The sequence below is a fragment of the Pedobacter sp. 22163 genome (assembly GCF_052045595.1).
Classification (GTDB): domain Bacteria; phylum Bacteroidota; class Bacteroidia; order Sphingobacteriales; family Sphingobacteriaceae; genus Pedobacter.
Genome location: NZ_JBQEPM010000011.1, coordinates 121609 through 135644, shown reverse-complemented (window position 1 = coordinate 135644; position 14036 = coordinate 121609). Strand labels below are relative to the sequence as shown.

The following is a 14036-nucleotide window of genomic DNA, read 5'->3' as shown; positions in this document are numbered from 1 at the left end:
TTAAGCCGCTATTATACTAATTTAACGTTAATTGTACTTTAACAACCGAATATCTTTTAAATTAAATCTTCATCCCGATAGCTATAGTAACGGTTATTGGCAAAAATCAGGTGATCGACCACATACAGACCAAGCAAATTCCCTGAAGCAACCATATTCCTGGTCAATTTATCGTCGCTCTCACTGGGTTTTAAACTTCCCGAAGGATGGTTATGTGCCAATACAATATTTGCGGCATTGTTTTCTAAAGCTGTTTTAAAAATAATTTTCGGATCGGCCACTGTACCTGCCTGCCCGCCTTTACTGATCAAAAATTTACCTATTACGCGATTTGATCTGTTTAGGAGTAATATCCAGAACTCTTCGTGATTGAGATTAGCGAAAGTTTGATGTAAATATTTATAAACATCGTTAGAAGTAGTAACATGGGTAATGGCCTCTTCAGCAGTTTCCTTTCGCCTCAAACCAAGCTCTAAGCGGCAATTATAGTTAATGCTTTGGCTTCTCCAATACCTTTAAACCTGGAAAGCTCCAGAATAGAAGCTTTCCCCAATTTTGTTAAATTATTATCATAAAACGACAGAATCCTTTTACTTAAATCGACAGCGGTTTCATTTTTACTTCCCGAGCCAATTAAAATAGCAATCAGTTCGGCATCTGTTAGATGTCTTCGGCCGTGTAACAAAAGTTTTTCACGGGGGCGATCTTCTTCAGCCCATAACTTTATACCTAGTTTCTGTTCGTAATTTTCCATTTTTTCAGACAAAAAAAGGCATCCTAACTTTTGGTTAGGATGCCTTTACTAATATCGTAAAAAAATTGGCTTATTTTAAACCGTTAACGAATTTCGTTAATTTTGATTTGTTATTAGCCGCTTTGTTTTTGTGGATAATATTCTTTTTAGCTAAACGATCTAACATAGAGATTACTTTAGGCAATAAATCAGATGCAGATTTTTTATCTTCTGCAGCACGTAATCTTTTAATAAAGGTACGTGTAGTTTTTGCCTGATATCTGTTACGTAAACGTTTTGTTGCGTTTGCTCTAATTCTTTTTAATGAAGATTTATGATTTGCCATTTCTATTTAGCCTTTTATTTTTCTTATTCGTTTCCTATAATTCGGGTTGCAAATATAGGATTAATGTTTTTAAATTACAAAACACTTTCAACTTTTTTTTCATTAAAGTTTAACCCCATTTCCGAACTGCAAAAATACGTTAAAATTATTCATTATAAAGACTTTAACTTAATTCAATAAAATTTCCTTTCGATTAAGAAAACAGGCTTAAAAATACTATTTTTGGGCAAAACGATTTTTGAGTGAAAAAACGAATAGCCATCTTTGCATCAGGTTCTGGCTCCAATGCCCAAAAACTGATGGAGCATTTTAAACGGAGTAATGAAATAGAAATATCTTTGGTATTAACCAACAATGCCGATGCTTATGTATTACAGCGGGCTGATAATTTCGAAATCCCCACTCATATTTTCGACAAAAACGAGTTCTATAAAACCGACGAAGTAATAGACCTGCTCAAAAATCTTGAAATCGATTTTGTAGTGCTTGCAGGCTTTCTCTGGCTGATCCCTAAAAACCTGATCCATGCTTATCCCGGCAGAATTGTAAATATTCATCCGGCAATCCTTCCAAAATTTGGCGGTAAAGGCATGTATGGAGATCACGTGCACAATGCCGTTATGGCTGCTGGCGAAACTGAAGGTGGAATAACCATTCATTATGTTAATGAAAACTATGATGAAGGTGAATATATTTATCAGGCCAGGTACAGAATAGACAAAAACGATAACCTGGAAATGGTAAAGTTTAAAGGTCAGCAGCTCGAACACCAGCATTACCCACGTATTGTCGAAACCATTGTTAAAAAGATAAAAAAATAGCCTTTATATAAGAGATTCTTATCTTAGATCCATCAAACAGATTGTTTGCTTGCTTTTGGTGCCAAAACCAATAAAGTACCTACAATAATGAGGAACCCTATATTTAATAATGTGGCCCATCGGTAAGCAACCGGAAACAATGCTAATACCTGTGGATGATCAAGGTGTTGAAAGAAAACACCTCCAACCACCGCAACTCCTATAGCCACCGAGACCTGCTGCAGTGTTAAATAAATGCCCGATGAGACGCCTAACATATTTTCGGGAATACTTTTTAAAGATATAGTCATTAAGGAGGGCAGGATTGTACCACAGCCAATCCCATAAACAAATAATATAATGGCAATTTGCCATTTAGGGGCATCAGGTGAATTAAAAATAATTACATGAAAAACGAGTGCCACAATCATAATAACCGATCCACACAGTGATACATATTTACCATAACGGGTTACCCGGCTTGCAAAAAACATAGATGCGAGCACATAACCCACCCCCTGGCAAACAAAGTAGATTCCGGTATGAACGGAACTAATCCCCATCCCATTTTGCAAATAAACGGTATTGATCAAAAAGTAAGAATCTTGAACGAGGTAATAAAACAGAGAAATTAAAAGTCCCATTCTGAAATCGAAATTCTTAAATACCTTTATATTGAGCAAAGGATTTTTCCCAAATCTTTTACTTAACCACTGGTGATAAATAAAGGCAAGTAGCAAAACTACTGATAGTGCCAACATCAAAATGCTCCATATTGGCCAGTTTAATTCCCTCCCGCGGATAAGCGGATAAATAAATGCTGTTAAAGTTAACATCAGCAGCAAGCCTCCGGTAAAATCAAATTTATCAGCATTTTTTATTGGCGATTCTTTAAGGTATTTTAAGCCCAAAACCGCAGCAATTATCCCTATGGGTACGTTTATTAAAAAAATTAAACGCCAGCTTTGTGAAATAATTTCCAGATCAGGGATTAAGCCCCCTAAAAACTGGCCAGCAACAGAAGCAATGCCGGCAATACTACCATACACACCCAGAACCTTTATTCTTTCCTTAGGATCGGGAAATAAATCAGGGATAAAAGCCATTCCTTGCGGAACCATAAAAGCAGCACTTATTCCCTGAATAAACCTGGCAATGTTTAACTGGGTTGCCGATTGTGAAAACCCACAAACAAAAGAAGCAATCGTAAAGACCAACATCCCGGTTAAAAAGACCTTTTTCTTACCGAAATATTCACCTGCCCGCCCACCAGTAATAAGGAAAGAAGCATACCCCACAATATACATTACGATTACAAACTGTATATCAGCATCGGTGCCTTTAATCCCAGATTTGATGGCGGGAAGCGCCACATTTACAATGAACAGATCCAGTACAGATAAAAATATAGCCGAACATACAATTAACAACAGGAACCACCTTTGATTTTTTTTCATACCCTTGCTTTTCTTATATTTAAAATTTAAAGTAAGAAAACGCTTTAACGGCAATCAAGTAGTCTTATAAACCGTACCAAGTATGCAAAACAGTACCAATAATGAGTATGAAGCCATTACAAATGGAGAAAATCAGGATTTATTTTTAAATGACTCCCCATTGACAGGTGTGTTTAAGGTAATTGGGGGGAAATGGAAAATTATGCTCATCAAGGCCATTGCAGCTCAATGCCCTAAGCGGTTTGGCGAGCTTAAGCGCGAGATGAATTTCTTAAGCCAGGGTACGCTAACCACACAACTTAAAGAAATGGAACGCGATGGTCTTATCCTCCGTGAAGCTTTTGCAGAATCTCCGCCACGTGTAGAATATAAACTAACCAGTGTAGGAAAAACCCTCCTTCCGGTAATAGACGTTTTAGAAGATTGGTGGAACACCTTCCAGGCAAACAAATAGCCACACATATAAAGTAACCAGGCGCCTCATTTAGTACCTGTATTATCTCCACAAATAAAGCTCAAAAATGCAGCTGAAAAAGAAAAAACACCCAACAGAGAAAAATATATAAATAATTTCATTTTTATTGGATTCTGCGCCTAAATAAATGCCTCTGTTTTACTACCTTTGCGGCTCAAAATTTTCAGTAGAATGAGTCAATCCATTAAAATCAAAAACGCTTTAATCTCAGTATATTATAAAGATGGTTTGGAGCCATTGGTAAAATTGTTGGCCGCGCAAGGGGTACAATTATTTTCCACCGGTGGAACAGAACAATTCATCAAAGATTTAAATCTTCCGGTTACAGCGGTTGAAGATTTAACAGGTTATCCATCTATTTTAGGCGGACGTGTTAAAACCCTACACCCGAAAGTATTTGGTGGAATTTTAAACCGTAGAGCATTAGCTGGCGACCAAGAGCAGATTGCTGAATATGAGATCCCTGAAATTGATTTGGTTATTGTTGACTTATATCCTTTTGAAGAAACCGTAAAAGCAGGTGGAACACCGGAAGAAATTATCGAGAAAATCGATATCGGTGGCATTTCCTTAATCCGTGCAGCTGCGAAAAACTTCAACGATGTGGTAATTATCGCATCGAAAAACGACTATCCTACTTTACAGGCCCAATTAGAAGCGCAAAATGGTGAAACTACTTTAGCACAACGTAAATCGTTCGCTAAAACAGCATTCCACACTTCTTCGCACTACGATACGGCAATTTTCAATTACTTCAATACAGAAGAACCTATTGATGTTTTCAAACAAAGCGTAACAGAAGCTAAAACTTTGCGTTATGGCGAAAACCCTCATCAAGGTGGTGTATTTTATGGGGATTTAGATGCTATGTTTACCAAATTGAACGGTAAAGAACTTTCTTATAACAATCTGGTAGATGTAGATGCAGCTGTTGCGTTGATCGACGAATTTGAAGATCCAACTTTTGCAATCTTAAAACATACAAACGCTTGTGGTATTGCTTCCCGCCCTACTGTTAAACAAGCCTGGATTGATGCATTGGCCTGTGATCCGGTTTCTGCTTTTGGTGGTGTATTGATTACCAATGTTGCGGTAGATTTAGAAACGGCTCAAGAAATCAACAATCTTTTCTTTGAAGTGTTAATCGCTCCTGCTTACCAAGCAGAAGCGATTGAGTTATTCAGCAAAAAGAAAAACCGCGTTATTTTACAACGTAACGAGGTTGAGTTGAGCAAAAAACAATTTAAAACCTTATTAAACGGCGTAATTGAGCAGGATAAAGATTTAATTATCGAAGGCCCTGAACAAATGACAACCGTAACCGATAAAGCACCAACTGCACAAGAGTTAAAAGATTTATTCTTTGCCAATAAAATTGTAAAACATACTAAATCGAACACCATTGTTTTGGTAAAGGATGATGTTTTAATTGCAAGCGGCGTTGGTCAAACTTCACGTGTTGACGCCTTAAGACAAGCGATTGAAAAAGCAGCGGCTTTCGGATTCAGTGTTAAAGGTGCTGCTATGGCTTCTGATGCTTTCTTCCCTTTTCCTGATTGTGTTGAAATTGCTGCCGAAGCAGGAATTACAGCTGTGCTGCAACCTGGCGGATCAATAAAAGATGCTGATTCTGTTGCTAAAGCAAACGAAAAAGGTATTGCAATGGTAACCACTGGGGTAAGACATTTTAAACACTAGATAAGTTAAAAGGTAGAGGGTTTAAAGGCGGAAGGTTACCTATCGAAAGCTCAAATTCACCATGCGGGTATGAAACTTGGAGGGGCAGGGAAAGGAAATTTGAAAAGCCGGCTCCTGGTAACTAAACCGATTTCATCGGATTGATCGGATAGCGGGACTGCTTTAACCTAAGAATTACAGCTTTTTATTTTCTGAACATTTTAATTGCCTCAAAAACAATTTAATAACTGAAGAAAATAAAACTTAAAACAATAAAAAAGCTATTTTTACATTAGGAATAGTATAGATTTGATAAAATAAAGAAAACATACCTTATACATGGGATTATTTAACTGGTTTACGCAAGAAGTTGCCATCGATTTAGGCACTGCGAATACCCTGATTATACATAACGACAAAGTAGTTGTAGATGAGCCATCTATCGTTGCCTTCGATCGTACTACAAACAAAGTCATTGCTATAGGTCGTCAGGCAATGCAAATGGAGGGTAAAACCCACGATAATATTAAAACCGTTCGTCCATTAAAAGATGGCGTTATTGCCGATTTCAACGCTGCTGAAGCGATGATTAAAGGCATGATCCGTATGCTTAATGGCGGTAAAGGATGGATGTTCCCATCTTTACGTATGGTAATCTGTATTCCATCCGGTATTACTGAAGTAGAAAAACGTGCAGTGCGCGACTCTGCTGAAATTGCAGGAGCAAAAGAGGTATACTTAATTCATGAGCCAATGGCAGCTGCCGTAGGTATCGGGATAGATGTAGAAGAGCCAATGGGTAACATGATTATCGATATAGGTGGCGGTACGACAGAAATTGCAGTTATCGCTTTATCAGGTATCGTGTGCGATCAATCTATTCGCGTTGCCGGGGATAACTTCGACTCTGATATTGTAAACTATATCCGCCGTCAACACAACATTATGATTGGTGACCGTACCGCTGAGAAAATTAAAATTGAAGTTGGTGCAGCTTTACCTGAATTACAGGATGCTCCTGCTGATTTTGCAGTTCAAGGTCGCGATTTAATGACCGGTGTACCAAAGCAGATCACGGTTTCTTATACCGAAATTGCACACTGTTTAGATAAATCGATCTCTAAAATTGAAGAAGCAATTTTAAAAGCTTTAGAGATTACGCCTCCAGAGCTTTCGGCAGATATTTACCAAACTGGTATTTATTTAACCGGTGGTGGTGCATTGTTAAGAGGTTTAGATAAGCGTGTAGCTGCTAAAACCAAATTACCTGTTCACGTTGCAGAAGATCCGCTTCGTGCAGTAGTTCGTGGAACCGGCATCGCCCTTAAAAACATTGGCGGATATAAATTCTTAATGCAATAACCTTGATTTGAGATATGAGATGTGAGATTTGAGACTAATTATCCAAACTCATATCTCATATCTCAAATCTCATATCTCATGAGCAATGCGTAACCTTTGGATTTTCATCAGCAGATACAACGCATTTTTCTTATTTATCATTTTTTTTATCGTAGGGATCTATCTAACGGTGAAAAACAACTCCTATCAGCGTAGCGTAACTTTAAACTCAAGCAATGAGGTTGTGGGCACGGCATACGAAAGGTTAAATGTTTTTAAACGATACTTAAACCTGGGTATGGTTAATGATAGCCTTGCAGCAGAAAACGCTAAGCTTAAAAGCCAGTTACTGGGATTAACTACGGTAGATACGACCAAAGATGTTAAAGTGGTAGATACAGTTACCAATCAGCAATACACTTATTTGGCTGCCAAAGTGGTTAAAAACTCGATCACTTTACGCAACAACGTAATGACAATTAATAAAGGTACTGTTGACGGCATTAAAAGTGGCATGGCCGTTATCGCGCCTCAACGGGGTGTGGTGGGCTTTATTCGCGATGTTTCCGCACATTTGGCAACCATACAATCGCTATTGCATAAAGACACCAAAATAAGTGTGACTTTAAAAAAGAATAATGCTCTAGGTTCGTTGGTTTGGGGTGACGGAAATTTCGACATTAAAAAAGCCTTCGTAAAAGAGGTGCCGAACCACATTAAAATGTATGTGGGCGATACCGTTGTTACCTCGGGTTACGGATCCTTTCCTGCCGGAATCTTGGTTGGAAAAATCATTAAGCCTAATGTAGCTACCAATGATAATTTCTTATCAGGAGAATTAAATTTATTTACAGATTTTAGCACATTGCAATATGTATATGTGGTTAAAGATAAAAAGGCCGAAGAGCAAAAGGCTTTGGAAAGCTTAGTTAAACCGAATGAATAGTAGAATCATAATTGTAAATGTGATCAGGTGGTTTTTACTGCTTTTTGTGCAGATCTTCCTGCTCAAAAACATGGGCTTTTATGATCTTTCCACACCGTTTATCTACGTGCTGTTTTTGCTCCTGCTTCCATTCGGAATCCCCAATATTTTGCTGTACTTATTGGCTTTTGGAACAGGCTTAACGCTCGATGCTTTTTACGATACCATGGGTGTACATGCTACAGCCTGCGTGGTATTGGCTTTTGTAAGGATTTCCTTTATATCGATAAGTTTAAACCGCGACGCAATTGACGACCCAGAACCATCGTTAAGTTATATGGGTTTCCAATGGTTTTCACTTTATGCTTTTCTTTGCGTTGTTGCACACCACCTGGTGCTGTTCTTTTTAGAAACATTTAGGCTAACCGAAATTGGTTATACCTTAATGAGATGCGGCTTAAGTTGTATCTTTACACTGCTTATTATTTTATTGGTAGAGTTTATATTCTATAGAAGAACACCACGCTAATGGATCAATTATTTAACCGAAAATATATCATTCAAGGATTATTTATTGTAATCGCCCTGATTTTATTGGGGAAGTTATTTTATATCCAGATTATTAGCGATGCAGCTTTCGTTTCTGCAGAAAGTAATGTTTTACGCAAAATCTATAAATACCCTGCCCGCGGTGCCATTCTAGACCGGAACATGAAGGTAATTGTACAAAATGAACCTGTGTACGACTTAATGGTTACGCCAAATGAAGTAAAACCGTTTGATACCTTGGCACTTGCACAGGCGTTAGACATTACTTTTGAGGACGTTCGCAAAAACCTTAAAAAAGCAAGGGGAAAATCGAGTTATCAGGCTACCCCCTTCCTCAAACAGATTTCTGTTCAAAGTTATGCCCGTCTGCAGGAAACCCTTTACCGTTTTCCGGGCTTTAGAACACAAGACAGAACCATCAGGCATTATCCCGATAGTGTTGGTGGACAATTATTTGGCTATGTAAAAGAAGTAAGCCCCACCGATATCGAAAAATCTGAAGGCTTTTACAAACCTGGCGATTATAAGGGCAAAAGTGGTTTAGAGTTTTCTTATGAAGAAACTTTAAGGGGCGAAAAGGGTGTAATTAATACAGTATACGATGCGCACAATACCCCACAGGGAAGTTATGCCGATGGTAAATACGATGTAAATGCAGTTTCGGGAGAAAGATTGATCTCAGGAATTGATATGAGAATTCAAAAACTCGGTGAGGAATTGATGATGAACAAGGTTGGGGCAATTGTAGCGATTGAGCCTGCTACCGGAGAAATTCTTTCATTGGTAAGTAGTCCGGGCTATGATCCAAATCTTTTGGTGGGCAGAAACCAGGGGAACAATTACATGGAATTTATTGTGGGTAATCCATACCGCCCATCTTTAGTAAGGCCAATAATGGGTTACTATCCCCCAGGATCGTCATTTAAGCCAGTTGATGCGCTAATCGGATTACAAGAAGGCGTAATAGATCCCAACACCACATTCTTTTGTCCACACTATTATCAGGCTGGAAATAGAAAAATTAAATGTGAACACTTTGATGGTTCAATTTCGCTGAGAAGAGGTATTGCCCGTTCCTGCAACACTTACTTCTGTTATGTTTTTCAGAAGTTGATTACCAAAAACGGGATGAAAAACCAAAGACAAACTTATCAGGAATGGCGCGATAAAGTAGCCAAATTTGGTTTCGGATCAAAGCTCGACATTGATATGCCTTATGAAAGAAAAGGCTATTTTTATACCGCAGACCACTACGATAAAATTTATGGCAAAAGATGGGGCTACACCAACGTAATTTCGCAGGCTATTGGTCAGGGTGAGATTACCGCTACCCCATTGCAAATGGCAAATGCCATGGCTATTATTGCTAATCGTGGTTATTACATTAAACCGCACTTAATTAAAGGTATAGGCGATAAAAATCTGGTTAAAAAAGAATATGTAGTTAAAAATTATGTTGGGGTAGATGCCAAACATTTCGAACCTGTAATTGATGGTATGCAGGATGCCGTAAACAGCAGCTGGGGAACCGCCATACTGTCGCGGATTCCTGATATAGTACTCTGTGGAAAAACAGGAACGGTACAAAACCCACACGGAAAAAACCACTCTGTTTTTATAGGTTTTGCCCCACGCGATAATCCGAAAATTGCTATTGCCGTAATTGTAGAAAATGCTGGTTTTGGTAGTACTTATGCAGCGCCGATAGCCAGTTATATGATCGAAAAATATCTGAAAGGTAGTGTTAGTGGTGGAAGAGCTGCTCAGGTAGAATGGATGAAGAATCAAAACCTGCTTCCGTTATTAATCGACAAAACAAAAAAAATCAAATTAACGAAGGCAGATAGTCTGTTGCTTAAAAAAGCAGATTCAACCAAAAGGATAAAAGACAGTTTGAGAATTAAATCGGCAACGATAAAACAAACGGTTACTACAAAACCTAAAGAATTAAAATCAGTAATCATCGATAAACCTGTAATCCAGAAATAAAATGCAGCAGCAACATGGAAACCGTTTTTTCTTTAATGTAGATTGGATTACTGTTTTAATCTATATTGCCTTATGCGCTATTGGTTTCATCAATATTTATGCTTCAGTTCCGCCAGAGCAAACCGCTGTATTTGGCTTTAGCACGCTTTATGGCAAACAGCTCATTTATATCATTACTGGTTTAATTTTAGGCTTATCTATCTTATTATTTGATGGGAGGCTTTTCAATGTCTTCTCGCCTTTTATTTATGGCGGCACACTGTTGTTGTTAATGGCCGTATTGGTAATTGGAAACAAAGTGGCCGGGAACCAGGCATGGATCGCAATAGGCTCATTTAAACTTCAACCTGCAGAATTTGCCAAGTTTGGCACAGCCTTGCTTTTGGCAAGATATGTAGGCGCATTTAACCCTAAATTCCGCGATGTTAAATCAATCATGATTGCTGGATTAATTGTAGGCGCACCGCTATTGTTAATTATGCTTCAGCCCGATACTGGTTCGGCATTGGTATTTCTTGCATTTATGTTCCCATTGTACCGGGAAGGTTTATCAGGTTATTTTCTATTGATATTTTTGGGAATGATTGTGCTCTTTATTGCCGATTTCTTGGTCCCTACCTATATCTTGATCATCATTATTACCACAATTGCCGGCCTTTTCATTTATAACAACAGGAGAAAACAAAAAATAATCTTCTCTACTGTCTTGGTAACCGTTTTCGCCATTGGCTATCTCTTTTTAATAAAAATTGCCTACGAAAAAGTTTTAGCTCCCCACCAACGTAGCCGTATCGAATTAATGTTAGGGCTTAAAACCGATAATAAAGGTGCAGGCTATAATGTAATCCAATCGCAAATTGCCATAGGCTCAGGGCAGGCAACCGGCCGTGGATTTTTACAGGGCACACAAACTAAATATGGTTATGTACCAGAGCAGAGTACCGATTTTATCTTCTCTACCATCGGCGAAGAATGGGGCTTTATGGGTTGTGCTGTAGTGATAGGCTTGTATATGTTCCTGCTCCTCCGATTGGTTAATTTAGCAGAAAGGCAACGATCTACATTCTCCAGGGTGTATGGCTATAGCGTAGCTTGTATCCTCTTTTTCCACGTTTTTATTAATATCGGGATGACGATTGGTATTATTCCCGTAATTGGAATTCCGCTACCCCTAATTAGTTATGGTGGTTCATCTTTATGGAGTTTTACGATCTTACTGTTTATCTTTTTAAAGCTCGATTCTAACCGGATGGGGTTTATTTAGTCCTAAGTCGGGAGTCCTTAGTCTGCAGTCGATATATCAAAAGGAATTCTTCATTCCGAAGCAAAAGCATTCTTAAGGATGCGTTTAGGTCGAAAATCTATTTATTGGAAAGCAAAAGTTCTTCTAAAATCAATGTGTATTCCCGCTAACCGCTTTACTTCTCTCGATGGAAAAAATCGGGCTTCGTGTTCGCTTTTATCGGGTTTAGGTGGGCAGTTCTGTGCTACTGTTTTGGGTTAATAAACCCATTTAACGGAAATCCTTTTTGGAAAAATCATATTTCCCATTAAGTTAAATTTACAAAAAGATTGAAGTAGTGGTAGAGCTACAGCACCAATGAAATGCTGAACAATCATTTCCTAATCATTTACGAAATTGGAATGGTTTTTCTATGATCACGGTTCTTAAGCTAAAGTTGATATATCAAAAGAGATGCGTCATCCTGAAGGTTCAGCTTTTAGAAAACAATGGGATAAGATGACAGGTTACGAGGTCTCGTCATCTCGACCGTAGTGGAGAGATCTTTTAACATAGCCAGACGATGCGCGGTGTAAGGCCAGTCTCCGAACGCCTTACGCCTACCGCCCTACTTGCTAAACCTACGGTTCAATAATTCGTAAAACTGATCAACTGTAGCCTGTTTATTGGCCCAGTTATTTTTCGCTGCGTAATTATTCTGTAGGTAGCTATCTGCTGCTTCGAAACTGCTCATCTTATTTATGATATCAATTACTTCCGAATAGGCCAGATTATACCCATTAAAAAGATCTTTGATAAAAAGTAACTTTTCATTTAAACTAATCGCCTGCTTTAAATCGGTGATAGGTGCTTTAACAGGCTCATCGCTTTTACCATTTGTTTTGGCGAGCAGATCATTTAAACTTGGTGCAGGTTTAGCCGCTTCGGGTTGTGGGGCTGGTTTTACCGGAACAGCTTCAGGTCTAAACAAAGGGCGCTCCTGTTCAACGGGTGGCGAAATAATGGGATCATCCAATTTTACATCCTTTATTGCATCAATAGGCTCACTTGGCGCAGCAACCAGTTCCACTTCTTTAACAACTGCAACAGGTTCTTCCTCGGCAATTACTAAAGGTTCTTCCTCTTCTTCGTGGGGAATTAAAAAAGGTTCGGGACCAACTTCATCATCTTCTGTTGGTAAAACCTCCTCCTGGACAGCTGAAGCCTCTTTCTCATGTATTTTCTTTTTCTGCGCTAAAATTTCAGCTTCTTCTTTGCTTAAAGGGCGATCGAAAATTTCTTCAACAGATTTTGCCTCGTATTCAAACTGATCATTTTCATCGTGTGTATCTAGTACAAATTCAAAAGTATGGTTGTCCCGGTCTGGCTTAAAGAAATCTTTATTCAAAAGCGATGCAGCTTTTTCTTCTTCAATAATTTCATCATCCAGCACTTCCTGTTCGGGCTTCACATCCACACGTTCTTCTTCTTCCTGGGCAGTAGCCACTTCTTCCAGTTCCTGCGGATCGAAACACTCATCGTCTTCTACATAACTTTTTTCAACTTCGGGCAGGATAATGGTATTTTGTTCGGCCAATAAAGCATGGTTTCCAGGTTCGGCGGGCTTATCTTCTATTATGGTATTTAATTTTTTGACGATATTCACGTGATCAGAAAGGAAATGGGCATTGGCCAGAAAAAGCTCCAGCTCCAAATCGTTTAATTGCTGAGGATTTTGAGCTAAAAACTGATATTGCTCATTTAATTCTGTTAAAATGCTGCCGATCTTTCTGAAAATATCCTGTTGGTTCATCATAAAATTAAAACGAATTTTTAGTCGATTTATGTTGGTAACTATGTGTTCAAAAATAACACATAATTCTCATATTTGTTCGGTTTAAAAATTATAGAACGGACATAGGGGAATAAAAAAACAGGCATGTTATTTAGCGAACAAAATTTTAGAAGAAGGGGCGAATTTTCGGGAAGTATAGAAGTGGTATGTGGCTCTATGTTTTCTGGTAAAACGGAAGAACTGATCCGCAGGTTAAAAAGAGCCCAGATTGCTAAACTGAATGTCGAAATTTTCAAACCCCGTACCGATACCCGCTACCATGAAACTGCTGTGGTTTCGCACGATTTAAACTCTATAAACTCTACTCCTGTTGATAGCGCTTCGGCTATTTTACTGCTTGGCACCAATACACAGGTGGTTGGGATAGATGAAGCGCAGTTTTTTGATAACGAACTCCCAGATGTTTGTAATAAACTAGCCCTTAAAGGCATACGCGTTATTGTTGCGGGTCTGGATATGGATTTTACGGGCAAACCCTTTGGGCCCATGCCTGCTTTAATGGCCATTGCCGAACATGTTACCAAAGTAAATGCCGTTTGTGTTTGCTGTGGAAACCCAGCCCTATACAGTTACCGTACAGTTGCTGATGAAGCTACCGTTTTATTAGGCGAAAAGGAAAGTTATGAGCCACGGTGCAGGGCTTGCTATAATCTGGGCAAAGGATAAT

At 38.6% G+C, this 14036-nt stretch carries 14 protein-coding genes; 9 read left to right on the top strand and 5 right to left on the bottom strand.

The features are described 5' to 3' along the window. Positions 1 to 56 precede the first annotated feature (56 nt). From ACTJKN_RS24025 to rpsT, 3 genes are all read right to left on the bottom strand, one after another. The gene (locus ACTJKN_RS24025) at positions 57 to 464 is read right to left on the bottom strand and encodes a JAB domain-containing protein (protein WP_440828222.1); all 408 of its coding nucleotides are present in this window, start codon (positions 462 to 464) and stop codon (positions 57 to 59) included. 8 nt (positions 465 to 472) lie between these two features. Further along, entirely contained in the window at positions 473 to 754 is a 282-nt protein-coding gene (locus tag ACTJKN_RS24020) for a UPF0758 domain-containing protein (RefSeq protein WP_440828221.1), read from the bottom strand. 70 nt (positions 755 to 824) lie between these two features. Beyond that, a complete protein-coding gene (gene rpsT, locus ACTJKN_RS24015) occupies positions 825 to 1079 on the bottom strand; it encodes a 30S ribosomal protein S20 (RefSeq protein ID WP_029277289.1) in 255 nt (84 codons plus the stop codon). A 242-nt stretch (positions 1080 to 1321) separates the two neighbouring features. Between rpsT and purN the strand changes: the two genes are divergently transcribed. Further along, positions 1322 to 1900 carry a phosphoribosylglycinamide formyltransferase gene (gene purN, locus ACTJKN_RS24010; RefSeq protein ID WP_440828220.1) on the top strand — a complete coding sequence of 193 codons (579 nt, stop codon included), beginning with the start codon at positions 1322 to 1324 and terminating at the stop codon, positions 1898 to 1900. A 32-nt stretch (positions 1901 to 1932) separates the two neighbouring features. Here the strand turns inward: purN and ACTJKN_RS24005 are convergent, their stop codons facing one another. Then, positions 1933 to 3390 (bottom strand): MFS transporter, encoded by a 1458-nt coding sequence (locus tag ACTJKN_RS24005; RefSeq protein WP_440828219.1) that lies wholly within the window; start codon positions 3388 to 3390, stop codon positions 1933 to 1935. Between the two features lie 28 nt (positions 3391 to 3418). On the opposite strand from ACTJKN_RS24005, the gene ACTJKN_RS24000 reads away from it, so the two are divergent. From ACTJKN_RS24000 to rodA, 7 genes are all read left to right on the top strand, one after another. Continuing rightward, entirely contained in the window at positions 3419 to 3790 is a 372-nt protein-coding gene (locus tag ACTJKN_RS24000; protein ID WP_440828218.1) for a winged helix-turn-helix transcriptional regulator, read from the top strand. A gap of 192 nt (positions 3791 to 3982) precedes the next feature. Next, positions 3983 to 5509, top strand: a complete 1527-nt coding sequence (gene purH / locus ACTJKN_RS23995) for a bifunctional phosphoribosylaminoimidazolecarboxamide formyltransferase/IMP cyclohydrolase (protein WP_440828217.1) — start codon at positions 3983 to 3985, stop codon at positions 5507 to 5509. A 318-nt stretch (positions 5510 to 5827) separates the two neighbouring features. Further along, positions 5828 to 6850 carry a rod shape-determining protein gene (locus ACTJKN_RS23990; RefSeq protein ID WP_010601761.1) on the top strand — a complete coding sequence of 341 codons (1023 nt, stop codon included), beginning with the start codon at positions 5828 to 5830 and terminating at the stop codon, positions 6848 to 6850. An 85-nt stretch (positions 6851 to 6935) separates the two neighbouring features. Continuing rightward, on the top strand, positions 6936 to 7775 hold the full coding sequence (gene mreC / locus ACTJKN_RS23985) for a rod shape-determining protein MreC (RefSeq protein WP_057932503.1): 840 nt from the start codon (positions 6936 to 6938) through the stop codon (positions 7773 to 7775). After that, positions 7768 to 8283: a hypothetical protein gene (locus ACTJKN_RS23980; RefSeq protein WP_029277298.1), complete on the top strand. Its 516-nt coding sequence runs from the start codon at positions 7768 to 7770 to the stop codon at positions 8281 to 8283. Before mreC ends, ACTJKN_RS23980 begins: the two co-directional genes overlap by 8 nt. Then, on the top strand, positions 8283 to 10292 hold the full coding sequence (mrdA, locus tag ACTJKN_RS23975; protein WP_440828216.1) for a penicillin-binding protein 2: 2010 nt from the start codon (positions 8283 to 8285) through the stop codon (positions 10290 to 10292). Before ACTJKN_RS23980 ends, mrdA begins: the two co-directional genes overlap by 1 nt. A 1-nt stretch (position 10293) precedes the next feature. Then, a complete protein-coding gene (gene rodA, locus ACTJKN_RS23970; protein ID WP_440828215.1) occupies positions 10294 to 11556 on the top strand; it encodes a rod shape-determining protein RodA in 1263 nt (420 codons plus the stop codon). A 586-nt stretch (positions 11557 to 12142) separates the two neighbouring features. On the opposite strand, the gene ACTJKN_RS23965 is transcribed toward rodA, so the two are convergent. Next, positions 12143 to 13330, bottom strand: a complete 1188-nt coding sequence (locus ACTJKN_RS23965; protein ID WP_440828214.1) for a hypothetical protein — start codon at positions 13328 to 13330, stop codon at positions 12143 to 12145. Positions 13331 to 13453: 123 nt separating this feature from the next. Here ACTJKN_RS23965 and ACTJKN_RS23960 point away from each other — a divergent pair, with 123 nt between their 5' ends. Then, on the top strand, positions 13454 to 14035 hold the full coding sequence (locus ACTJKN_RS23960; protein WP_440828213.1) for a thymidine kinase: 582 nt from the start codon (positions 13454 to 13456) through the stop codon (positions 14033 to 14035). Position 14036: the final 1 nt, after the last annotated feature.